The 21,933-nt window shown below is 74.0% G+C and carries 21 protein-coding genes; 10 read left to right on the top strand and 11 right to left on the bottom strand.

All coding sequences use genetic code 11. From position 1 onward, the window contains the following. Positions 1–45: 45 nt before the first annotated feature. A complete protein-coding gene (locus tag OJ962_RS26660; protein WP_202952490.1) occupies positions 46–648 on the bottom strand; it encodes an ArsR/SmtB family transcription factor in 603 nt (200 codons plus the stop codon). Between the two features lie 229 nt (positions 649–877). Here OJ962_RS26660 and OJ962_RS26655 point away from each other — a divergent pair, with 229 nt between their 5' ends. Genes OJ962_RS26655 through OJ962_RS26645 form a run of 3 tightly spaced genes read left to right on the top strand, consistent with a single transcriptional unit; the run spans position 878 to position 4,608 of the window. Continuing rightward, positions 878–1,267 carry a hypothetical protein gene (locus tag OJ962_RS26655; protein ID WP_202952489.1) on the top strand — a complete coding sequence of 130 codons (390 nt, stop codon included), beginning with the start codon at positions 878–880 and terminating at the stop codon, positions 1,265–1,267. Further along, positions 1,251–1,832, top strand: a complete 582-nt coding sequence (locus tag OJ962_RS26650) for a TetR/AcrR family transcriptional regulator (protein WP_202952488.1) — start codon at positions 1,251–1,253, stop codon at positions 1,830–1,832. Before OJ962_RS26655 ends, OJ962_RS26650 begins: the two co-directional genes overlap by 17 nt. Before the next feature lie 34 nt (positions 1,833–1,866). Then, positions 1,867–4,608, top strand: a complete 2,742-nt coding sequence (locus OJ962_RS26645; RefSeq protein ID WP_202952487.1) for a helix-turn-helix transcriptional regulator — start codon at positions 1,867–1,869, stop codon at positions 4,606–4,608. Positions 4,609–4,629: 21 nt separating this feature from the next. Here OJ962_RS26645 and OJ962_RS26640 read toward each other — a convergent pair whose 3' ends face one another. From OJ962_RS26640 to hutH, 5 genes are read right to left on the bottom strand one after another with little or no spacing between them, the layout of a single operon-like run. Continuing rightward, positions 4,630–6,900, bottom strand: a complete 2,271-nt coding sequence (locus OJ962_RS26640; protein WP_407697548.1) for a helix-turn-helix transcriptional regulator — start codon at positions 6,898–6,900, stop codon at positions 4,630–4,632. Positions 6,901–6,951: 51 nt separating this feature from the next. Further along, positions 6,952–8,082, bottom strand: coding sequence for an imidazolonepropionase (hutI, locus tag OJ962_RS26635; RefSeq protein WP_202952486.1), 1,131 nt, complete (start codon positions 8,080–8,082; stop codon positions 6,952–6,954). After that, the gene (locus OJ962_RS26630; RefSeq protein ID WP_202952485.1) at positions 8,076–9,215 is read right to left on the bottom strand and encodes a formimidoylglutamate deiminase; all 1,140 of its coding nucleotides are present in this window, start codon (positions 9,213–9,215) and stop codon (positions 8,076–8,078) included. Before OJ962_RS26630 ends, hutI begins: the two co-directional genes overlap by 7 nt. Next, complete coding sequence (hutU, locus tag OJ962_RS26625) at positions 9,212–10,813, bottom strand: urocanate hydratase (protein WP_202952484.1); 1,602 nt, start codon at positions 10,811–10,813, stop codon at positions 9,212–9,214. Before hutU ends, OJ962_RS26630 begins: the two co-directional genes overlap by 4 nt. Further along, complete coding sequence (gene hutH, locus OJ962_RS26620) at positions 10,810–12,324, bottom strand: histidine ammonia-lyase (protein WP_202952483.1); 1,515 nt, start codon at positions 12,322–12,324, stop codon at positions 10,810–10,812. The genes hutU and hutH overlap by 4 nt, the downstream gene beginning before the upstream one ends. Before the next feature lie 126 nt (positions 12,325–12,450). On the opposite strand from hutH, the gene OJ962_RS26615 reads away from it, so the two are divergent. Continuing rightward, positions 12,451–13,203, top strand: coding sequence for an IclR family transcriptional regulator (locus OJ962_RS26615; protein WP_202952482.1), 753 nt, complete (start codon positions 12,451–12,453; stop codon positions 13,201–13,203). On the opposite strand, the gene OJ962_RS26610 is transcribed toward OJ962_RS26615, so the two are convergent. Then, positions 13,193–14,023 carry a DsbA family oxidoreductase gene (locus OJ962_RS26610; protein WP_202952481.1) on the bottom strand — a complete coding sequence of 277 codons (831 nt, stop codon included), beginning with the start codon at positions 14,021–14,023 and terminating at the stop codon, positions 13,193–13,195. The genes OJ962_RS26615 and OJ962_RS26610 overlap by 11 nt on opposite strands. A 184-nt stretch (positions 14,024–14,207) precedes the next feature. On the opposite strand from OJ962_RS26610, the gene OJ962_RS26605 reads away from it, so the two are divergent. After that, entirely contained in the window at positions 14,208–14,528 is a 321-nt protein-coding gene (locus tag OJ962_RS26605) for a hypothetical protein (RefSeq protein ID WP_202952480.1), read from the top strand. On the opposite strand, the gene OJ962_RS26600 is transcribed toward OJ962_RS26605, so the two are convergent. Further along, positions 14,517–15,140, bottom strand: a complete 624-nt coding sequence (locus tag OJ962_RS26600; protein WP_202952479.1) for a DUF1707 SHOCT-like domain-containing protein — start codon at positions 15,138–15,140, stop codon at positions 14,517–14,519. The two genes, OJ962_RS26605 and OJ962_RS26600, sit on opposite strands and share 12 nt — an antisense overlap. A 23-nt stretch (positions 15,141–15,163) precedes the next feature. On the opposite strand from OJ962_RS26600, the gene OJ962_RS26595 reads away from it, so the two are divergent. The 4 genes from OJ962_RS26595 to OJ962_RS26580 are packed head-to-tail and all read left to right on the top strand — an operon-like array spanning position 15,164 to position 18,704. Next, positions 15,164–15,946, top strand: coding sequence for a nucleotidyltransferase domain-containing protein (locus OJ962_RS26595; RefSeq protein WP_202952478.1), 783 nt, complete (start codon positions 15,164–15,166; stop codon positions 15,944–15,946). Between the two features lie 9 nt (positions 15,947–15,955). Next, positions 15,956–16,459 carry an O-acetyl-ADP-ribose deacetylase gene (locus tag OJ962_RS26590; protein WP_202952477.1) on the top strand — a complete coding sequence of 168 codons (504 nt, stop codon included), beginning with the start codon at positions 15,956–15,958 and terminating at the stop codon, positions 16,457–16,459. Continuing rightward, complete coding sequence (locus OJ962_RS26585; protein WP_202952476.1) at positions 16,456–17,988, top strand: acetolactate synthase large subunit; 1,533 nt, start codon at positions 16,456–16,458, stop codon at positions 17,986–17,988. The genes OJ962_RS26590 and OJ962_RS26585 overlap by 4 nt, the downstream gene beginning before the upstream one ends. Beyond that, positions 17,985–18,704, top strand: coding sequence for an SDR family NAD(P)-dependent oxidoreductase (locus OJ962_RS26580; protein WP_202952475.1), 720 nt, complete (start codon positions 17,985–17,987; stop codon positions 18,702–18,704). Before OJ962_RS26585 ends, OJ962_RS26580 begins: the two co-directional genes overlap by 4 nt. Here OJ962_RS26580 and OJ962_RS26575 read toward each other — a convergent pair. Continuing rightward, a complete protein-coding gene (locus OJ962_RS26575) occupies positions 18,682–19,101 on the bottom strand; it encodes a hypothetical protein (RefSeq protein ID WP_202952474.1) in 420 nt (139 codons plus the stop codon). The two genes, OJ962_RS26580 and OJ962_RS26575, sit on opposite strands and share 23 nt — an antisense overlap. Before the next feature lie 44 nt (positions 19,102–19,145). On the opposite strand from OJ962_RS26575, the gene OJ962_RS26570 reads away from it, so the two are divergent. Continuing rightward, positions 19,146–19,916, top strand: a complete 771-nt coding sequence (locus tag OJ962_RS26570; RefSeq protein WP_202952473.1) for a putative hydro-lyase — start codon at positions 19,146–19,148, stop codon at positions 19,914–19,916. On the opposite strand, the gene OJ962_RS26565 is transcribed toward OJ962_RS26570, so the two are convergent. Both OJ962_RS26565 and OJ962_RS26560 read right to left on the bottom strand, forming a co-directional pair. Next, positions 19,887–20,639, bottom strand: coding sequence for a cyclase family protein (locus tag OJ962_RS26565; protein WP_202952472.1), 753 nt, complete (start codon positions 20,637–20,639; stop codon positions 19,887–19,889). The two genes, OJ962_RS26570 and OJ962_RS26565, sit on opposite strands and share 30 nt — an antisense overlap. Further along, positions 20,623–21,876 (bottom strand): MFS transporter, encoded by a 1,254-nt coding sequence (locus tag OJ962_RS26560; RefSeq protein WP_202952471.1) that lies wholly within the window; start codon positions 21,874–21,876, stop codon positions 20,623–20,625. Before OJ962_RS26560 ends, OJ962_RS26565 begins: the two co-directional genes overlap by 17 nt. Positions 21,877–21,933: the final 57 nt, after the last annotated feature.

The following is a 21,933-nucleotide window of genomic DNA, read 5'->3' as shown; positions in this document are numbered from 1 at the left end:
GCAACCGCGCGGTCCTCTCCTTGACCGCGCAGCTGCTCGCCCGGCTCAGTCCTGAGCCGCGGCGCGCTTGAAGTGCAGGACACCGAGCTCGGTCGCGAAGACGCCCTCGGTGCCGCGCGAGGCGCTTTCCGCCGCGATGGCGAGCGCCTGCTCCTGGGTCTTGGCCAGTAGCTTGTTGAGTTTCTTGAACGCCTTCTCGTCGAGCTCGAGCGGCGTGCGCGTGATCACGACCTCCGCGTCCTCGAGCGCGCCGGCGTCTGCCGCCGCCGCGAGATCGGAGACGAGCTCGCCGATCGTCTCGTCCGCCAGCTCGCCGCGCAGCCCGGACGGGAGCGTGCGCCACTGCCCCTCGTCGAGGTTCGGACGAGCCGTGGCCTTGTAGAAGTGCTGCAGCGCGCCGCGGCGCGGCTCCGTGCGCACGAGCTCGACGCAGTCGTAGTCGCGCAGCATGCGCACGTGGTAGCTGACGACGCCGAGGGGAGCCCCGAGCTCCACCGCGAGATCGCCAGGGCTGGCCACCCGCTCGCCGAGGCGCTGGAGGATGCGCGCGCGCAGCGGATGCGCGAGTGCTTTCGCGATCCGCGCCTCCGACGTCTCCCCCGCGGGCCGATGGCCATTACTAGATGAGGTTGATGCAGTACTGGGCATGGTCAGGATGCAGACTACCTTCCCGAGCGGTCGAACGTCCGTCAGCCTACGGACCGGTCGGTCCGATTACTAGCAGATCAGCGGCCGTTCGTGACATCGCGACCACTTCGAGGTGAGGTTCGACTTGCGGGAAACCGGTGAGGCGTGGTAGTGGCTCGATTCACTTGCTTGACACGCGTGTAAACCCTGCGCTACGGTCCGGGTATACAGCGATGTAAAGGAGCACGGCATGCGGCACTTCATTCGGCACTACGTGGAGATGGTCATCGCGATGTTCGCCGGGATGATCGTCCTCGGCCTTCCGGCGGAAGGCGCGTTGCGGGCGCTCGGGTCCAGCTCGTCCGAGCTGCAGGTCGACGCGCCGGCGCTGCTGCTGCTCGGCATGGCGGTCACGATGACCGTGCCGATGGTGGCCTGGATGCGCTTCCGCGGGCACGGCTGGCGGCCGTGCGCGGAGATGACGGCGGCGATGTTCGTGCCGACGTTCGCGGCGATCACGCTGCTCGGCGCCGTGGACTTCGACGCGCTGATGATGTGGGAGCACGTCGGGATGCTGCTTGCCATGCTGGGCGCGATGGCCGCGCGTCCCGCCGAGTACCTGCATGCCCACCAGCACTGACCACCGCCGCGCGACCGCCGAGCGCAACGCGGTCGCGATCCTCGACGCGGCCGAGCGGCTGCTCGGCCGCGGGGAGCCGCTGACGATGGTCTCCGTCGCGGGCGAAGCGCGGTTGTCGCGACCGACCGTCTACGCGCACTACAAGAGCGTGGGCGAGATCGTGGAGGCGGCGGTCGAGCGCACCGTGGTGGCCTCCACCGCCGCGTTCGCCGCCGCCCGACCGGACGAAGGGCCCGCGGACGCGGCGCTCGAGCGCATGGTCGCGGCCTCCTGGGGCCAGCTCGCCGGCTCGGAGGGCCTCGTGCGGCGTGCCGGCGAGTACGTGTCCGACGGCGCACGCCACCGCACGCACGGCGCGCTGATCGCGCCGGTGGAGGCGCTCGTCGTGCGCGGGCGCAGGCAGGGCGCGTTCCGTACCGACGTCCCCGTCGACTGGCTGATCACGATGTACCTCGCGCTCGTGCACGCGGCGGCCGAGCACGCGGTCGTGCACGACACGCCGCGTGAGGCCGCGCTCGCTCTACTGCAGCGGACGATCGGGGAGCTGTTCAGCGCGGCACGCTGAGCGACCGCGCGGCGTGCGACCATCCCGCGCCAGGATGATCGGCCGCGCACGCGAACTGGCCCGCCTGGACGAGGCGCTCACGCGGCTTCCCGCCGTGGTGGCCATCACCGGCGAGCCCGGGATCGGCAAGTCGCGCCTGCTGGCCGCGCTGCGCGAGCGCGTGGCGGGCGCGCTCGTGCTGAGCGGCCGGGCGGCGGAGTTCGAGCGCGAGGTGCCGTACGGGCCGTTCGTGGACGCGCTCGACGCGCACGTCGCCACGCTGTCGGACACGCAGCTGCGCGGCCTGGACCTCGCGCAGCTCGGCGGCATCTTCCCGTCGCTCGCAGACAACGCGACGCCGACCCTCGCCGTCGAGCGCTACCGCGCGCACCGGGCGCTGATCGAGCTGCTCGGGCGGCTCGCCGCGACGCGCCCGCTCGTGCTCACCCTCGACGACATGCACGACGCCGACCCGGCCTCGATCGAGCTGCTGCTCGCGCTGATCCGGCGCCCACCGTCGGCGCAGGTGCTCGTGGCCGCGGCCCTGCGGCCGCCGGCGCCGGACGGGTTCCGCGACGGAGAGTTGGTCCGGATCGACCTCGGCCCGCTCGACCCCGACGAGGCGCTGCAGCTGATCGGGAGCGAGCTGCCCACCGCGCGGCGCGACGCCGTCCTGCGCGAGAGCGGCGGGAACCCGTTCTACATCGAGCAGCTCGCGCGCGCGGGCGTCGCGCTGCCCGGCGGCGTCGCGGAGGCGATCGCGGGCGAGCTGCGCGCGCTCGACCTCCCGGCGCGCCGGCTGCTCGAGGGTGCGGCGGTCGCCGGCGACCCGTTCGAGCCCGAGCTGGCCGCCGCGGCGGCGGACCTCGCCGACCCGCTGGAGCCGCTGGACGCGCTGCTCGCCGCCGGGCTGATCCGCGCGACCGACGTGCCGCGCCAGTTCACGTTCCGCCACCCGCTCGTGCGGCGCGCCGTGTACGAGGGCGCGCCGGGCGGTTGGCGGCTCGCCGCGCACGCCCGCGTGGCGCGCACGCTCGCGAGCCGTGGGGCGCCCCCGACGATCCTCGCCCACCACGTCGAGTTCTCCGCCCAGCCGGGCGACGCGCAGGCGGTCGCGCTCCTGCGCGCCGCGGGTGACATGGTGCGGCCGCGCACGCCCGCGAGCGCCGCGCGCTGGTACGAGGCGGCGCTGCGGCTGGTCGCCGGGGCCGAGCTCGACCCGGCCGTCGGCGGCACGCGGCGTGCGATCCTCGGCGACCTCGCCCGCGCCGAGGCCGCCGCCGGGCACCTCGAGCGCAGCCGCCGCGCCGTCCTCGAGGCGCTCGTGCTCGTCGACCCCGCTTCGCCCGAGTACGTGCGGCTCGTGACCGAGTGCGCGGCCGTGGAGCACTGGCTGGGCCGCCACGAGGACGCGCGCCGGCGCCTGCACGCCGCGCTCGACCAGCACGGCGACTCGCAGGCGCTCAAGCTCGAGCTCGCGTTCGACGCGCTCTACGGCCTCGACCTGGCGACCAGCGCGGAGCGTGCCCGCGCCGCGCTCGACGGGCCCGATCGTGGCGCGAGCGCCTCCGCCGCCGCGCTGCTCGCGCTCGTGCTCGCCGCCGACGGCCAGCGCAGCGCGGCCGAGGACGCCGCGCGCGCGGCCACCACCACGCTCGCCGGCCTCGACGAGCGCACGCTCGCTGCTCAGCTGCAGTCGCTCTGGTACCTCGCGTGGGCGGAGACGTTCCTCGACCACTACGACGCGTCGCTCGAGCACAGCCGCCGCGGCCTGGAGCTCTCACGCGCGACCGGCCAGGACTGGCTCGTGGTCCCGCTGCTGCTCGCGCCGGTGTTCGCGCTCGAGATGCAGGGCCGCCTCACCGAGGCGCGCGAGACGGCGACAGCCGCCGTCGAGGCCGCGCGGCTCGCCGGCAACCCGCACCACCTGGCGTGGGCGCTGTGGGAGTACGGGCTCACGCTGTGGTACGGCGGCGACATCCCGGGCTCCCGGGTTGCGCTGGAGGAGAGCCACGCGCTCGCGGACGAGACGGGCCGCAACGTGCTGTGGGAGAGCGAGCCGGGCTGGGCGTTCGCGACCGTGCTGGCGGAGGAGGGCGACCTGGTCGCCAGCCGCGCGACCCAGCTGCGCTGGTGCGGCGGCTTCGACCTCGACCTCGTCGTGCCCGCCGAGCGCAGCATCGGCTGGGACATCTTCACCGACACCGCGCTGGCCCTCGGGGACCTCGACGAGGCCGAGCGGACGGTCGAGCGGTTGGAGGCGCACGCCCCCCAGGTCGGCCGCCCGCTCGCGGCCGTGCTGGCGCGTCGTGCCCGCGGCGCGCTGCTGCTCGCGCGCGGCGATGCGAGCGCCGCCGCCGCGACCGCGCGTGAGGCGATGGAGATCGCCGCCGGCGCGGGGTTGAAGCTCGAGTCATGTCGCGCGCAGCTGCTCCTCGGCTCCGCGCTCGCCGTGTCCGACCGCCCGGCGGCGGTGCGCGAGCTGCGCGCGGCGGAGGAGGCGCTGGACGCCGGCGGCGCGCACATCCTGCGCGACCGCGCGCGGCGCGAGCTGCGCCGGCTGGGCCACCGCGTCGACACCGCCCGCCGGCGCGACCCTGCGGGCCTCGAGGGGTTGAGCGCCCGGGAGGCGGAGGTCGTGGCGCTGGTCGCCGCCGGCCACAGCAACCCCGCGATCGCGGCCGAGCTGTTCCTGTCGGTGAAGACCGTCGAGACGCACCTGCGCAACGTGTTCGCGAAGCTCGGCGTCGCCTCGCGGGCCGAGGTGGCCGCGGCCTACGCGCGCTCGAACGGGTGAGACAGGCGGCGTGGTCGCCGGTCACGCGTACGCGCGGGCCATGTGCGCCGCGAGCGCGGCACGGGAGCTCACGCCGCACTTGGCGAAGATGTTCGTGAGGTGACCCTCGACGGTCTTCTCGGCCAGGAACAGCTCCGCGGCGATCTCGCGGTTGCTGCGGCCCTGGGCGACGAGCGTGGCGATCTCGCGCTCGCGGCCAGAGAGCTCGCCGGGGGCGGCGCGGCGTTGGCGGCCCGGCGCCTTCTGCCCGAGGCGGCGCAGGGCCTGGGCGGCTTCGTCGTGCAGGCGGCGGGCGCCCGGGACGGCCTGGGCGGCGACGAGGTCGGCCGCCGAGCCGAGCGCGATGCCGCGGATCAGGTGGGCCTGGGCGGCGTGCAGCGGGAACGGGGAGTCGACGACGGCGTCGGCGAGCGTGGGGTCGCCGGTCATCGCGGCGCGGGCGAGCAGGACGCGGTCGCGGGGGACGCGCAACGGCAGCGGCTCGGCCAGCGCGGCGGCCTCCATGAGGCGCTGGGCGGCGATCTCCGGCCGTCCGAGCGCGGCCTCCGCTCCGGCCGCGACCAGCAGCAGGAGCGCGTGGCGGCCCGGGTCGAGGGCCGTGCCGGTGAGACGGACCTGCTCGAGTGCGCGGTCGGGCTCGCCCGCCTCCAGGAACGTCGCGGCGGCCAGACCGTGGGTGGCGACCGTGAAGAAGCTGCGGTCGAGCTGGGTGGCGAGCGCCGACGCCTCCAGAGCTGAGGTGCTCGCGCGCTCGCGCTCGCCCATGACCGCGGCGATGTAGCCCTCCTCGGCGCGCGCCCACGACAGCAGCTGGTCGTGGCGGGCGCCTTCGACAGCGCGCTCGGCCACCGCCAGGGCCTCGCCCAGGCGGCCCTGGCGCTCGAGCGCGTGCGCGAGCCCGACGAGCATCGGCAACCGGAACTGCCCGTGGCTGGCGCGGCGGAAGTGGCGGATGGCGTCCGCGTCGCGTTCGCACATGTACTCCGCGAAGCCGAGGTAGTAGGCGGCGTCCGTGAGCTGCTCGTCGGGGGTGGCGTCGACGAGCGCGACGGCTTCGTCGAGCGCCTCCTCGGCGGTCGTCAGCTCGCCCAGCGTGCCGTGGGCCAGCGCGAGCAACGCCCAGGCGGACGCGTTGCCGGGGTCCTGCGCGACGGCGCGCTTCGCGCGGGACTTCAGCGCCGCGTAGTCGGGCTGGTAGAGCGCGTCGACGAGCTGGGCGACGTCGTGCTCGGGCAGCGCGGACAGCCGCGCGTGCGCGGCGGCGTGGCGGCCGAGCAGGTGCTCGCACGTGGCGAGCGCGGCGATCAGGCGCTCGTCGCCGGGCACGAGGCCGAGCGCCTCCTGCAGCGCGTCGCGCGCCTGCTCGAGCCGGCCCGTGGCGGCAAGGGCGTGCGCCAGCGGCACGAGCAGCGAGTGGCGACGGTCGCGCTTGAGGCGCTGGGCGGTGGCGTACCAGCGCGCGGCGACCTCCGGCGGCGCCTCCCGAGCGGCTTCGACGAGCACGGCGATCGCCTCGTCGTCCCCGGCCTTCGCGCAGCGCTCGAGGTGGTGCGCGCGGTCCTTGGCCGGTCCGTCGCGGAGGGCGTCGGCGGCGCGGGCGTGCGCGGCCAGCCGCCGGCCGGGGCTCGTGCACTCGTAGGCCGCGAGCCGCGCGATCGGGTGCCGGAAGCGGTACCGGCGCGCGCTGCCCTTCAGCACCCCGGCGTGGATCGCCTCGTCGAGCGCCGCGAGGTCCTCGTCCAGACCGCCCGCGGCGAGCGCGAGGTCGAGGTCCTCCCCCGCCACCGCGACGCCTTCCGCCAGCGCGCGGGCGGCTTCGCTCAGCGCGCTCAGCTCGGCCTGCACGGACGCGACGATCGCGGGCGGGACACCGCGCGGATGCTGGGCCAGCTCGGTCAGATAGAACGGGTTGCCGCCGCTCAACCGTTGCGCGACGGGCGGGAAGCCCGCCATCTCGCCCTGGCTGAGCGGCGCGAGCGGGAGCTCGGTCAGCAACCCGCGCCGCGCCGCGGACTCGAGCGCGCCGAGAAGCGGCGGCGGCGTCCGCCGGTAGGCGAACGCGACCAGCACGCCGCCGCCCGGCGGCTTGCGCAGCAGCGCGGCGAGCGCGGCGGCCTCATCGTCCGCGTCGTCGACGATCGCGACCACCGGCGGGCGCAGGTCGCCGAGGTCGTGCGTGACCCGGACCCGCTCCGCCTGCGCACGGTCGGCGAGCGCCTGCAGCAGCGTCGTCTTGCCGATCCCCGGCTCGCCGTGCAGAGCGAGGAACGCCGTGGACCGCAGCTCCCGCACGGCGGCCTCGATCGTCTTGAGCTCTGGTTCGCGTCCGACGATCTGCCGACACTAACTCACGCCGCCGTCTTTGAACACGGTGTGGATCAGCGGCACGCCCGGGCGGTAGGCGAGATGAACGGGCGAGGGCGCGTCGAGCAGGACGGCGTCGGCGCGCGCGCCCGCGGCGAGGTGGCCGACGTCGTCACGCCGGAGCGCCTGCGCGCCGCCCAGCGTGGCGGCCCGGACGGCCTCCTCCGGCGTCATGTGCATCTCGCGCACGGCGAGCGCGATGCAGAACGGCAGGTTGGTCGTGTAGCTCGAGCCGGGGTTGCAGTCGGCGGCGAGCGCGACCTTCACGCCCGCGTCGAGGAGCCGCCGCGCGTCCGGGTACGGCGCGCGGGTGGAGAACTCCGCGCCGGGCAGGAGCGTCGCGACGGTGTCGGAGTTGGCGAGCGCGTCGATGTCGGCATCGGAGAGGTGGGTGCAGTGGTCCGCGGAGGCGGCGCGCAGCTCGACCGCGATCTGCACGCCCGGCCCGTGACGGAGCTGGTTGGCGTGCACCCGCGGCGTGAGGCCCTTCTCGATTCCCGCCGCGAGGATCGCGCGGGTCTGGTCGGCGTCGAACGCGCCGTCCTCGCAGAAGACGTCGATCCAGGTCGCGTGCGGTGCGCAGGCGTCGAGCATCGCGCCCTTGACGAGGTCGGTGTAGGTGTCCGGCTCGTGCTCGGGCGGGACGACGTGCGCGCCGAGGAACGTGCGCTCGAGGCCCGCGGCGACCTTGAGCGACCGCTCCTCGTCGGGCAAGGTCAGCCCGTAGCCGGACTTGGTCTCGACGGTGGTCGTGCCCGAGCGCAGCGCCTCCGCGACCAGCCGGTCGAGGTTGGCCTTCAGCTGCGCGTCGCTGGCCGCGCGGGTCGCGGCGACCGTGGTCCGGATCCCGCCCGCCGTGTAGGGCCGGCCCGCCATGCGTGCGGCGAACTCCTCCGCGCGCTCGCCCGCGAACACGAGGTGGCCGTGGGAGTCGACGAACCCGGGGATCAGCGCGCGGCCGCCCGCGTCGAGGTGCGTGTCCCCGGCCGCCTCGGGCGGCTTGGTCCCCACCCACGCGACGCGGCCTCCGGCGAAGACGATCGCGGCGTCGTGGAGCGTGCCCAGCTCGGGGTCGTTGGTGACGAGCGTGCCGATGCCCGTGATCAGCATCCGACGACCGTGTGGGAGACGTCCGCGGCGGTCGCGGCGAAGACGATCGACTCGAGCAGCGTGTCCGGCTCGGCCAGCTCCAGCCGGGGCGAGGTGAGGTCGAGCGTGATCAGGTCGGCGCGAAAGCCGGGGGCGATGCGGCCGGCGTCGGCCCACCCGAGGCAGGCGTGGTTGGTGGCGGCGTCGAGGAGCTGGCGCGCCGTGAAGTGGCCGCGACGCTCGGTCTTCAGGCGCAGGTTGAGCTCGACGGCGCGCGCCTCCTCGAACAGGTCGATGATCGCGTGGCTGTCGCTGCCGAGCGCGAGCCGCGGACCGGCGTTCCCGATCCCGTCGGCGAGGTCGCGCTCGGTCGTCGGGCACATGCAGATCGTGGTCTCGCCCAGGTCGTCGTCGGTGTGCGTGGCGTGGACGGCGGTCGAGTCCGGGCCGAGCGCGCCGTGCTCGGCGAGCAGCTGCACGGGGGTGCGGCCCGTCGCGGCCAGGCACGCCTCGTTCTCGGCACGCTGCTCGGAGACGTGGAAGTGCAGTGGCCGGCCGCGCGCGAACTCGACGACGGTGGCGAGCTGGTCGGGCGGCACGGCGCGGACTGAGTGGATCGCCGCGCCGACCTTGCCTTCGATCTGCGCGACCCGTTCGGCCCACTTCGTCGCGTCGCCGTCGCTGAAGCGCTGCTGCGTCTCGTTCGGCGGCTCGCCGAAGCCGCCCGCGAGATAGCACGCGTCGAGCAGCGTGAGCCGGATGCCGGCCTCGCGGGCCGCCGCGACGAGCGCGTCGGAGCAGTGCAGGTAGTCGAACTCGCCGACGGTCGTGATCCCGGCCCGGCGCATCTCGGCGTACGCGCCTTTCGCGAGCTCGAAGCAGCGGTCCGGCGTCATCGTGCGCGCGAGCGCGTACATGTCCTCGCGCCAGGTCCAGAAGCTGCCGCCGCCGCGCTGGGTCCGGCCCCGCAGCGCCCGTTGGAACGCGTGCGAGTGGGCGTTCGCGAGGCCGGGCAGCGTCACGCCGCGCAGGTGCTCGCCCTCGCGCTCGGCGCCTTCGCGCACCGTCACGATCCGGCCGTGGTCGACCTCGATCGCGACGTTCGCGACCACGGTGTCGCCGCCCAGCCAGGCGTAGTCGGCGAAATAGATCACGGCACCCGGATGCCGCGCTCCGCCGCGACCTCCTCCGCGCGCTCGTAGCCCGCGTCCACGTGCCGGATCACGCCCGTCGCGGGGTCGTTCGTGAGCACGCGTTCGAGCTTCTGCGCCGCCAGCTCGGTCCCGTCGGCGACGCTCACCTGTCCGGCGTGCAGCGAGCGCCCGATGCCGACCCCGCCGCCGTGGTGCAGCGACACCCAGGACGCGCCGCTGGCGACGTTGACCATCGCGTTCAGCAGCGGCCAGTCGGCGATCGCGTCGCTGCCGTCGAGCATGCCCTCGGTCTCGCGGTACGGGCTCGCCACGCTGCCGCAGTCGAGGTGGTCGCGGCCGATCACGATCGGCGCCGCCACCTCGCCGCTCTCCACGAGCTCGTTGAACTTCAGGCCCGCGCGGTCCCGCTCGCCCGCGCCGAGCCAGCAGATCCGCGCCGGCAGGCCCTGGAACTGGACCTTCTCGGCGGCCATCCGCATCCAGCGGGTGAGCGTCTCGTGCTCGGGAAACAGGTCGAGGACGGCTTTGTCGGTGGCGGCGATGTCGGCGGAGTCGCCGGAGAGTGCGGCCCACCGGAACGGGCCCTTGCCCTCGCAAAACAGCGGGCGGATGTAGGCCGGGACGAAGCCGGGGAAGTCGAAGGCGCGCTCGTAGCCGGCCAACGCGGCCTCGGCGCGCAGGGAGTTGCCGTAGTCGAACACCTCGGCGCCGGCGTCCTGGAAGCCGACCATCGCCTCGACATGGCGGGCCATCGACTCGCGGGCGCGCTCGACCGACCACTCGTCGCCGGGCGCGGCGCCGGACGGCACGTAGGCGAGCGGGTCATGGGCGCTCGTCTGGTCGGTCACGATGTCGATCGGGGCGCCGCGACGCAGCAGCTCCGGGAAGACGTCGGCGCAGTTGCCGAGCAGGCCGATGCTCAGCGGGCCTTCCGCGCCCGTCGCGAGCTGGAGCGCGTGGTCGACGGAGTCGGCTTCGACATCGAGATAGCCCGTCTGGAGGCGGCGCCGGATGCGCGAGGGATCGACCTCGACGCAGATCGCCACGCCTCCCGCCATCGTGACCGCGAGCGGCTGCGCGCCGCCCATCCCGCCGAGCCCGCCGGTCAGCGTGATGGTGCCGTCGAGCGAGCCGCCGAAGCGCTTGTTCGCGACCGCCGCGAACGTCTCGTAGGTGCCCTGCAGGATGCCCTGGGTACCGATGTAGATCCACGAGCCCGCGGTCATCTGGCCGTACATCGTCAGCCCGAGCGCCTCCAGCCGGCGGAACTCGTCCCACGTCGCCCACTCGCCGACGAGGTTCGAGTTGGCGATCAGCACGCGCGGCGCCCACTCGTGGGTCTGCAGGACACCGACCGGCTTGCCGGACTGGACCAGCAGCGTCTCATCGTCGGCGAGCGTCTGCAGCGTGCGGGAGATGGCGTGGACGCTGTTCCAGTCGCGCGCGGCCTTGCCCGTCCCGCCGTACACGACGAGCTCCTCGGGGTGCTCGGCCACGTCGGGGTCGAGGTTGTTGTGCAGCATGCGCAGGGCGGCTTCCTGCGGCCAGCTGCGGCAGGCCAGCTCGGTGCCGCGAGCGGCGCGGACGGACGTCTTCATGCGAGTGCTCCGGTGATGGCTTCGGCGGCGCTGCGGGCGCGGCCCGATTTGACGAAGTCGGTCGCGGCCGCGATCTCGGGGGCGAGGAAGCGGTCGGGGCCCGGTGCGGTGCCGAGCGCGTCGATCACGGCGTGCGTCGCGGGCGACGGGGCCAGCGGCGCCCGCAACTGGATGCCGCGCGCGGCGGTCAGGAGCTCGATCGCGAGCACCTGCGCCAGCGCGTCGACGGCCGTGCGCAGCTTGCGCGCGGCCGACCAGCCCATCGAGACGTGGTCCTCCTGCATCGCGCTGCTGGGGATCGAGTCCACGGAGGCCGGGACGGCGAGCCGCTTCATGTCCGACACGAGCGCGGCCTGCGTGTACTGGGCGATCATGTAGCCGCTGTCGACGCCCGGGTCGTCCGCCAGGAACGCCGGCAGCCCGTGGTTGCGGGCCACGTCGAGGAAGCGATCCGTCCGCCGCTCCGCCATGCTCGCGACGTCCGCCGCCGCGATCGCGAGGAAGTCGAGCACGTAGCCGACCGGCGCGCCGTGGAAGTTGCCGTTGGACTCGACGCGGCCGTCCGGCGTGATCACCGGGTTGTCGATCGCGGACGCCAGCTCTCGCTCGGCCACTTGCGTGGCGTGCGCGAGCGTGTCGCGGGCGGCGCCGGCGACCTGCGGCGCGCACCGGAGGCTGTACGCGTCCTGCACGCGCGTGTCCTCGGGGCCGCGGTGGCTGGCGACGATCGCGCTGCCTGCGAGCAGTGCGCGCAGGTTGGCCGCCGACTGCTGCTGGCCGTGCTGGGGGCGCAGCGCGTGCAGGTCCCGCGCGAAGACGCGGTCCGTGCCCAGCAGCCCTTCGACGCTCATCGCGGCCGTGATGTCCGCGGTCGGGAGCAGCGTGCGCAGGTCGTCGATCGCCAGCACGAGCATGCCCAACATCCCGTCCGTGCCGTTGATCAGCGCGAGCCCTTCCTTCTCGTGCAGCGTGATCGGGTCCGGTACGGTGGTCAGGGTGCCGTTCGCGTCACGGACCGGGCCCTCGCCGATCAGCGCCAGCGCGCAATGGGCGAGCGGCGCGAGGTCGCCGGAGCAGCCGAGCGAGCCGTGCGCGTGGACGATCGGCGTGAGATTGTCGGTGAGCAGACGCGCGTAGGCGAGGGCGGTCTCGGGGCGCACACCGGTGCGGCCCGTGGCGAGCGTGGAGGCGCGCAGGAACAGCAGCGCGCGGACGACCTCACGTTCCACTTCGGCGCCGGAGCCCGCCGCGTGGCTGCGGATCAGGCTGCGCTGCAGCTGGACGCGGCGGTCCTGCGGGATGTGCCGCGTGGCGAGCGCGCCGAAGCCGGTCGAGACGCCGTAGTGCGGCGTGGTGTCCGCGGCCAGCGCCTCGACGATCTGCCGCGCCGCGGTGATCGCCTCGATCGCCTCGGCACTCAATTGGACCGGCGCGTTGTGCCTGGCGACCGCGACGACGTCCGCGATCGTGGGGGCTCCGACGCCGATGATGATCGGGGGCGGCTTGAACACGCGCTCGATTGGACCAGCGGCCCGGGCCTTTCGCCACGGATTGCAACTCGTACCGTCTCAGATCTGAGACGCGGCACCGAGGCGGGGTGACATCGCCATGTCTCATACCTGAGACGATGGCGCAAGATGGCCAACGCCCCGGCAGCCAGCCACGCGCTGAAGGTCCTCCGCCTGCTGGCTCGCCACGCCCAACCGCTTCCCGCCGCGACGATCGCCACGGCACTGGGGCTCCCGCGATCGAGCACCTACCACCTCCTCAAGGTCCTCGCCGACGAGGGCTTCGTCGTCCACCTCCCCGAGCAGCGCCGGTACGGCCTCGGCGTCGCCGCCCACGAGATCGGCTCCGCCTACCTCAAACAGGAGCCGCTCCGATGGATCGCCCAGACCGTCCTGACACGGCTCACCAGCGCCACGACCCACAACGCGCACCTCGCCGTCCTCCACGGCCGCGATGTCCTCTACGTGATCGAGGAACGCGCGCCCGACCGGCCGGACCTCGTCACCGACGTCGGCGTCCGTCTCCCCGCGCACCTCACCGCTTCCGGCCTGGCCATGCTCGCCGCACTCCCCCAGCCGCAGCTGCAGGCGCTGTTCCCCGACCGCAGCGCCCTCACCCGCCGCAACAACGCGGGCCCGGCCTCGCTCAAGCAGCTCCGCGCGACCCTCACAACCGCCCGCGAGCGCGGCTACGCCGAGGAGGACGGCTACGTCACGCCCGGCTTGGCCAGTGTCGCGACCGCCGTCCTGGACCACGCGCGCCAGCCGATCGCCGCCGTCGCGGTCACGTTTCCCGCCGACGCCGACAAGCAGGACCTCGCGCAGCACACGATGCGGGCGGCGAAGCAGATCGCCGCCCGCATCCGGGGCGTCAGTCCGTGAGGGTCCAGAAGCCGTCGGCGCCCACGTGGTGCTCGACGGCGATGCGGCCCAGCGCCTCACGCGCGCTGAGGACGTCCGTGTCCATCACGACGGCGACCTCCTTGGTCGCCAGCGGCGTGCCCGCCCAGCGCAGCACCTCGGCCACGTCCGTGGCGGCTTCGCGGCGCAGCAGGTCCGGCGCGACGTTCGCCAGCGCGACCTCGTAGGCCGCCCACGGCTGGAAGCCCGGCACCGACAGCGCCCCGCCCGGCCCGCTCAGCTCGTAGGACGGGCACGTGTAGCGCATGCCGCCCTCCCACTGGGCGAGCTTGTGCGCCTGGGCGAGCGCGGCGGGCGTCGGGTTGCGCGCCGCGGCCTTGTCCGCCTCGAACGAGGTGGTCTCGATCCAGCCGGCCAGCTGCACCGGATCGAGGCCGACGTCGACGGCGGCGTCGGCGATCGTGGCGTGCTCGTCCAGCATCTGGCCTGCGAAGTGCCGCACGCGCAACCGGCGCAGCAGCGGCCATTCGAGCTCGGGGGCGTGCTCCCGGGCGGCGACGACGGCGCGGCACGCGGGTGCCGTCGCCCACAGGCGCGGCTTGACCCGCGTGTCCATCGGCATTCCGTGCTCACGCGCCAGCCGGTCGTTCCCGCCGGCCAGGATCTCCGCGGTGAGTCCCTTCGCCGCGTAGTCCTCCACCGATTCGGTCAGCACCACCATCCGTAGGTGCCACTCCAGCTGGTCGCCGTAGAGCCACTTGAGCCGCCACCGGATCGGTTCGGCGGAGAAGGCGAAGGGGCAACCGGGATCGGTGTATTCAGTGATCTGGACCGCAGCCATGGGCTGCGATCTTACGAAACGTTAGTGGCGGCGCTCGGCGGCGGCGCCCAGCGCGATGCTGGACACGGCGACGGCGGCGAACGCGATGAGCTGGGCGGTCTTGACGAAGTTCATGCCGCCACTGTCACGGACCGACGTTGCCACTTCCTTGCCGCAAGGTTGCCCGCTAGCGTTGTCGCCCAACGTGCCGACCGTTCAAGGCCTCGAGTTCGCCTACAGCCTCTACGCGCTGCCGCCCGGCCGGTTCCCGTTCAAGCGCTGGCGTTGGGAGCTCTGGCACGGCGCGAACCTGCTGGCCGCGGGCTGGCGCCTGTCGCGCCCGGACGCCGGCCGCGCGCTGCGCCTGTACGCCGCCGAGCACGGGCACAAGCTGTTCGGGCTCCCGGTCCCGCCGCGCAACGACCGCACGGCGCGCGGCGATCTGCCGCCCGGCACGACCGAGCGGCTGACGATCGGCCCGATCACCGCGCTGCTGGTGCCGCGCGGCCTCGAGCTAGTGACCTAGGTGCCTCCTCTGGGCCTTGCGCTCCTGGCGGCTCAGCTTGCGGCCGCGCTGGATGTCCGAGCCGCCCATGATCGAGATCAGCTTGATGTGGATCGTCGGCCCTCCGGGGTCGGGCAGCATCTCACCGACCTTCGCGTCGTTGCCGCCCATGAACGCGAAGTCGGAGATGACGACGTTCACGTTGTCGGGGACGCGGATCTCCGAGCCGCCCATCAGCGAGAACACGGTGATGGTCGTCTCGCGGTCGGTGAGCTCGGCGTCGTTGAGGTCCACGCTCGCGCCGCCCATCACGCTGACGACCTTCAGGTGCTTGCCGACGCGCCAGCGCCCCTTGCGCTCGTGGCCGCTCATGACCGAGACGACCCACTCGGACCCGCCGCCGCTGCGGACCGGCATGCGTGCGCCCACCCGGTCGCGCTCGCCGGGGACGATGACGTCGGCGGTCAGCCTGTCGAGCTCGCGCTGGGTTCGAGTCTGGTAGACGAGATCGAGCCGCTCGTCGAGCTCCTCCATGGTGAGCCGTCCCTCGCCAGCCGCGTGCCGCAGCAGGTCGGCGGTCTTCTCACGGTCGGCGTCTGAAGCGCGGAGCTCGGGGAGCGCGTCGTCGGTCACGACTTCAGCCTACGGTGTCGGGCGTGCGGAACGCCGTCCACAGCCTCGAGCCCGACCTGGAGCGCGCCCGGCAGATCGCGCTGGACCATCTGATCCTGCGCACGACCGTCGGTTCGGTCGTGCACGGCCTCTCGAACCCGGGCACCGACGACCGCGACGAGATGGGCGTGTGCATCGAGCCGCCCGAGTACCTGCTCGGCTTCAAGCGCTTCGAGCACTTCGTCTACCGGACCCAGCCCGAGGGCCATCCGTCCGGCCCGGGCGACCTCGACCTCACCGTGTACGGTCTGCGCAAGTTCTGCGTGCTCGCGCTCAAGGGCTCGCCGACCGCGCTGCTGCCGCTGTTCGTGACGGGCGAGCACCAGCTGGTGACGAGCCCAGCCGGTGAGGAGCTGCGCGCGCTCGCGCCCGCGTTCGTCGCACGCTCGACCGGCCGCGCCTTCCTCGGCTACCTGACCAACCAGCGACGCGGGCTCACGGGCGAGCGCCACGCGACCCGCACGCGTGAGCTCTCCAGGCTCCACGGCTACGACACCAAGTACGCGATGCACGCGCTGCGGATCGCCGTCCAGGGCATCGAGCTGCTGTCCAGCGGCCGGATCACGCTGCCGGTGCCCGAGCCCGAGCGGACGGGACTGCGCCGCGTGCGCGCGGGCGAGCTGCCGCTGGACGAGGTGCTCGAGCGCATCGACGCCGCCACCGTGCAGCTCGAGGAGCTCGCGACCGACCCGTCCTTGCCCGCCAAGCCCGAGATCGCGCGCGTCGACGAGTTCCTCGTGCGCACCTACCGGGCCGCTTGGGACTAGCCTCCCGGCATGGGCCGGATCACGCTGCACCGAGGAGACATCACCAAGGACGCGGAAGCCGACGCGATCGTCAACGCCGCCAACTCGAGCCTGCTCGGCGGCGGCGGGGTCGACGGGGCGATCCACCGTGCCGCCGGGCCCGCGCTGCTCGACGAGTGCCGGACGCTGGGCGGCTGCGAGACCGGCGACGCCAAGCTCACCGGCGCCGGGGACCTCCCCGTGCGGCACGTCATCCACGCGGTCGGACCGGTCTGGCGCGGCGGCTCCAGCGGAGAGCCGGAGCTCCTCGCGTCGTGCTACCGGCGCGCGATCGAGCTCGCGGCCGAGGCGGGCGACACGCGGGTCGCGTTCCCGGCGATCTCGACCGGCGTGTACGCCTACCCGCTCGAGGACGCCGCGCGCGTGGCGATCGACGCTACCCGGAGCGCTCTGGACGCACACCGTGAAGTCGAGGAGGCGCGCTTCTGGCTCTTCGACGAGCGCGCGTACGCCGCGTTCGAGGCCGCCCTGTGAACGGCGCCGAGAGCGTCCTGCGCACGCTGGCCGCGTCCGGCGTGGAGGTGTGCTTCGCGAACCCGGGCACGTCGGAGATGCACCTCGTCGCCGCGATGGACCGCGTGCCGGAGGTCCGCGGCGTGCTGTGCCTGTTCGAAGGCGTCGCCTCCGCCGCCGCCGACGGCTACGCGCGCATGGCCGGGCGCCCCGCCGCGACGCTCCTGCACCTCGGCCCCGGCTTCGGCAACGCGTTCGCGAACGTGCACAACGCCTACAAGGGCCGCACGCCGATGGTCAACCTCGTCGGCGACCACGCGGTCGCGCACGGGCCGCTGGGCGCGCCGCTGACCAGCGACGTCGAGGGCATCGCCCGCCCCGCCTCGCACTGGCTACGCACCGCCCGCGACGCGCGCGAGGCCGCGACGCTGGCCGCCGAGGCCGTCGCCGCCGCTCGCCGCGGCCAGGTGGCGACGCTCGTGCTGCCCGCCGACGCGGGCTGGGAGCCGAGCCTCGGCCCGGCCTCCCCGGTGCACCAGAGCTCACCCGCGCAGGTCCCGGACGAGGCGGTGTCCGCGGCCGCGCACGCGCTGCGCTCCGGCCGCGCGGCGCTCCTGCTCGGCGGCGTCACCACGCGCGAGCGCGGCCTGCGGGCCGCCGCGCGGATCGCCGCCGGCACCGGCGCGACCGTCTTCCACGACACATTCGCGCCGCGGCTCGCCCGCGGTGGCTCGCGCCCCCGCGCGCGGCTGCTGCCCTACCTGACGGAGATGGCCGTCGACGCGCTGGCCGAGTTCGAGCAGCTGGTCGTCGTCGGAACGCGCCCGCCGGTCGGGTTCTTCGCCTATCCGGGGAAGCCGAGCCTGCTGTGGAACCCCGAGACGAGCGTGACCGTGCTCGCGACCGCCGAGGAGGACGCCCTCACGGCGCTCGAAGCGGTCGCGGACCTCGTCGGGGCCGAACCTGAGCCCGTCGAGCCGCTCGCAGAGCCCGAGCTGCCCACGGGCGGAACGCTCGACCCGGTCACGCTCACCGCGGCCGTGGCCGCGCTGCTGCCCGAGCACGCCGTGGTGGTCGACGAGGCGGTCACCGCTTCCGCCCTCTTCCAGGAGCGCACGGCCGCCTCGCCCGAGCACGACTACTTATTCCTGACCGGCGGCGCGATCGGCTGGGGTCTGCCCGCCGCCACCGGCGCCGCGATCGGCGCGCCCGGCCGGCCCGTCTATGCCTTCGAGGCCGACGGCTCGGCCATGTACACGATCCAGGCCCTGTGGACGCAGGCCCGGGAGGAGCTCGACGTGACCACGATCATCGTCGCCAACCGCTCATACGCGATCCTCGAGTTCGAGTTCTCGCGCGTGGGCGCCGAAGGGGACGGCACCGCCGCGCACGCGCTGATGGACATCGGCACGCCGGAGCTGAACTTCGCGCAGCTCGCCCAGGCACAGGGCGTGCCCGGCCGGCGCGTGGACGACCTGCCAGGCCTGATCGACGCGCTCAACGAAGCGAACCGCGAACCCGGTCCGCACCTCATCGAGGCGCTGGTATGAGCAAAGCGATCGTGACCGGGGGCGCGTCCGGGATCGGCGCCGCGGTCGTCTCCCTCCTGCGCGAGCGCGGCCACGACGTCGTCGTGCTCGACCGCGACCCGTCGGACGGCATCCAGGTGGATGTGACCGACGCGGCGGGCGTCCAGGCCGCCGTCGACGAGGCCGCGAGCCGGCTCGGCGGGCTCGACCTCGTCGTCAACAACGCGGGCGTCGGCGCGGCCGGCACGGTCGCCGACAACGACGACGAGGAGTGGCACCGCGTCTTCGACATCAACGTCGTCGGCATGGTGCGCGTGAGCCGCGCCGCCCTGCCCTACCTCCGCGGCTCCGGCGACGCGGCGATCGTCAACACGTGCAGCGTCGCGGCCACCGCCGGGCTGCCGCAGCGCGCGCTCTACAGCGCGACCAAGGGCGCCGTGTACTCGCTCACCCTCGCGATGGCCGCCGACCACGTGGGCGAGGGCATCCGCGTGAACGCGGTCGCGCCGGGTACGGCCGACACCCCCTGGATCGGGCGCCTGCTGGACGCCGCCGAGGACCCGGAGGCCGAGCGCGCCGCGCTGGAGGCGCGCCAGCCGATGGGCCGCCTGGTGTCCGCCGCCGAGGTCGCCGAGGCGATCGTCTACCTGGCGAGCGCGACCGCCACGACGGGCACGGTGCTCGGAGTCGACGGCGGGATGCAGGGGCTGCGCCTCAGAGCACCCCGCGGCCGGTGAGGTCGGAGATCACCTTACGGCGCTTGAAGAACCCGGCGTTGGCGAGCTTCTCGAGCGCGTTGCGGCGCTCGCGCGACTCGGCCTTGGTGGACGCGAGCTCGGCGCGCAGCTCGGCGGCGTCGCCGCGGGCCGCGTCCAGGGCGGCGCGCAGCTCGATCTGGTCGGCGCGCGAGGCGTCGATGCTCTTGCGGATCGCCTCGAGCTCGGCGCGCAGCTCGAGATGGCCGGCCTCCGACTGTTCGAGCGCCTCGCGCAGCTGCCGGATCTCCTCCTCCGCCATCTCCTCGTGCTCGTTCACGAGCACCGGGTTGCGGCGGGCCTCCCCGCGCGGGGCCAGGGCGGCGCGCAGCTCTCCAGGAGAGACGTGCGGCTCGTTGCGGTGATCCGTCTCGCTCATGCGGGTGCCATTCGCGGCCTTCCCTCCGGCTCCTCCCGGGTGCAATGAGCGGCCCCGCCGAGGTGCGCGCCGCGATCCGCGCCGGTGAGCTGGACGGCCCGACGGCGGCGCTCGCGCCCGGCTTCAGCCAGGCCAATCTCGTGGTCCTGCCCGAGGCGGACGCGTTCGACTTCCTGCGCTTCTGCGTCGCCAACCCGCGGCCCTGCCCGATCCTCGAGGTGCTGGAGCCGGGGAGCGTCGAGCCGGTCGTGACCGCGCCCGGCGCCGACCTGCGCACCGACCTCCCCCGCTACCGCGTCTACGAGCACGGCGAGCTCGTCGACGAGCCCGCGCAGGTCGCGTGGCGTGACGATCTGGTGGCGTTCCTGATCGGCTGCTCGTTCACGTTCGAGCGCGCGCTGCTGGCCGCCGGCTTGCCCGTCCGCCACCTCCAGCAGGACGTGAACGTCCCGATGTACCGGACGACGCTCGCCTGCCGGCCCGCCGGCCGCTTCTCCGGCCCGATGGTCGTCTCCATGCGCCCGATGACGCGCACCCAGGCCGTGCACGCGGCCCGCATCACCGCGCGCTTCACGTCCGCCCACGGCGCGCCGCTGCACGTCGGCGACCCGTCCGCGCTCGGCATCGCCGCCCTCGACGCGCCCGACTACGGCGATCCGGTCGAGATCCACCCCGGCGAGGTGCCCGTCTTCTGGGCCTGCGGCGTGACCCCGCAGGCCGTGGCCGCCGCCAGCCGGCCCGAGCTGATGATCACGCACGCGCCGGGCCACATGTTCGTCACGGACCTAGACGAGGGCGATCGGCCGAACGGGTGAGCCCGTCCCGCCGCGCAGCTTGAGCGGGAGGCACACGAACGCGAACTCGCGCACGCCGTCGGCCGCCAACTCCTCCAGGTACAGGTTCTCGACGATGTGAACCCCGGACTGGACGATCAAGATCGTGTGGCCGGGGATGGAGCCGAGCTCCGGGTCGTGGGCGTCGATCGCGTCCCACGCGACGTTGTCGGCGCCGACCGCGAACGGGCGCCGTTCGGCCAGCCAGCGCGAGCCGGCCGCGGTCACGCCGCCCGCGGCCAGGTAGCGCTCCGGGTCGCTGTAGAGCGCGCCGCAGCCGAGCCGGACGAGCGCCACGTCACCTTCTCGCAGCTCGACGTCGCACGCCTCGAGCTCCGCCGGTCCCACCGCCGAGCATGGCGCCACGTCGAACAGCACCCCGCGCCGCACGATCGGCGCCACGGTGTCGATGCCGAGCTCCGTGAAGCCCGTCGGCGTCTGCACCTCCGGCGTGACCTTCACGCCGCCGTGGAGCTCGCCGTCGTAGGCCTGGTGGCAGAGCGCGTCGATGTGAGTGCCGGTGTGCTCGGCCATCACCAGCAGCGCCGACGCGCCCGTCCGGGACTCGGCCGCGTCCCGCTCGTGGCGGCGGTGCAGCGTCAGCGACACGCCGGGCTCGTGGGCCGGGTGGATCGGCAGCCCGGCGTGGCGGGGCTGCTCGAGGTCGTAGACGCGCGCGTCGAGCAGCTCAGCGAGCAATGTCACGCCCCGCGGTCTCCGGCAGGACGAGGAGCGCGCAGATCGCCAGCACGTAGCCGAAGACGCCGAAGGCGATCGCGCCGCCGAGCCCGATCGCGGCCGCCAGGAAGCCGATGACGCCCGGGAACAGGGCGCCGATGCCGCGGCCGACGTTGTAACAAAAGCCGCCGCCCGTGGCGCGCGCGTGCGTCGGGAACAGCTCGCTCAGGTAGGAGCCGAACCCGCTGAAGCAGCCGGACGCGAAGAAGCCGAGCGGGAAGCCGACGAGCAGCAGCGTCGTGTTGGACCCGGACGGCACCGTGAAGTACAGGACCAGCGACGCGCCCGCCAGCAGCGCGAACAGCGCGAACGCGCGCCGGCGCCCGATCCGGTCGTGCACGAACCCGGCGCTCAGATAGCCCAGGAACGCGCCCGCGATCACCACGAACAGGTAGCCGGACGTGCCGACGATCGTGAGGTCACGCTCCTCCTTCAGGTAGGTCGGGATCCACGTGAACATCGCGTAGTAGCCACCCTGGATGCCGGTCGCCAACACGGACGCGGCCACGGTCGTCTTCAGCAGCGAGCCCGAGAGGATCTGCTTGAGCGGGACGACGTCGGGCTTCTCGGCCTCCCGGAACACCTCCGGGTCCTCCACCCGCGAGCGCACGTACAGGATCAGCACGGCCGGCAGGATGCCCAGGCACATGAGCACGCGCCACGCCGTGCTCTCCGCGAACAGCTCGAACGAGATCAAGTAGGCGATCACGGCCAGCGCCCAGCCCGCCGCCCACGCGCTCTGGATCACGCCGAGCGCCTTCCCGCGCGCCTCGGGCCGCACCAGCTCGGCCACCAAGACCGCGCCCACGCCCCACTCGGCGCCGAACCCGATCCCCTGGAAGACGCGGAACACCATCAGCATCTCGTAGGAGGTCGCGAGCCCGCTCAGGAACGTGAACAGCGAGTACACGCCGACGCTCAGCATCAGCGTCCGCGCCCGCCCGATCCGGTCGGCCAGGACGCCGCCGAGCACGCCGCCGATCGCCGATGCGCTCAGCGTGACGGTGGACAGCGCGCCCGTCGCGCCCGTTCCCACCGAGAACGTCGCCCCGATCGCGGTCAGCGACAGCGTCAGCACGATCAGGTCGAACGCGTCGAGCATGTAGCCCGCGTACGCGGCCCGGAACGCCCGCCGGCCCTTGACGCCGAGCGCGGCGAACCAGCCCTCGCGCGCCGCGGCCCTGCCCGCGGGGATGGCGGTCATGTCCGTCTGGATACCCGGCGCTCAAGCCAGGCACGCCACCGCCCGATGCACCTGCAG

The sequence above is a fragment of the Solirubrobacter deserti genome, assembly GCF_027587175.1.
GTDB classification, from domain to species: Bacteria; Actinomycetota; Thermoleophilia; order Solirubrobacterales; family Solirubrobacteraceae; genus Solirubrobacter; species Solirubrobacter deserti.
The sequence above is the reverse complement of the archived record's forward strand: the minus strand, read 5'-3'. Positions and strand labels throughout refer to the sequence as shown.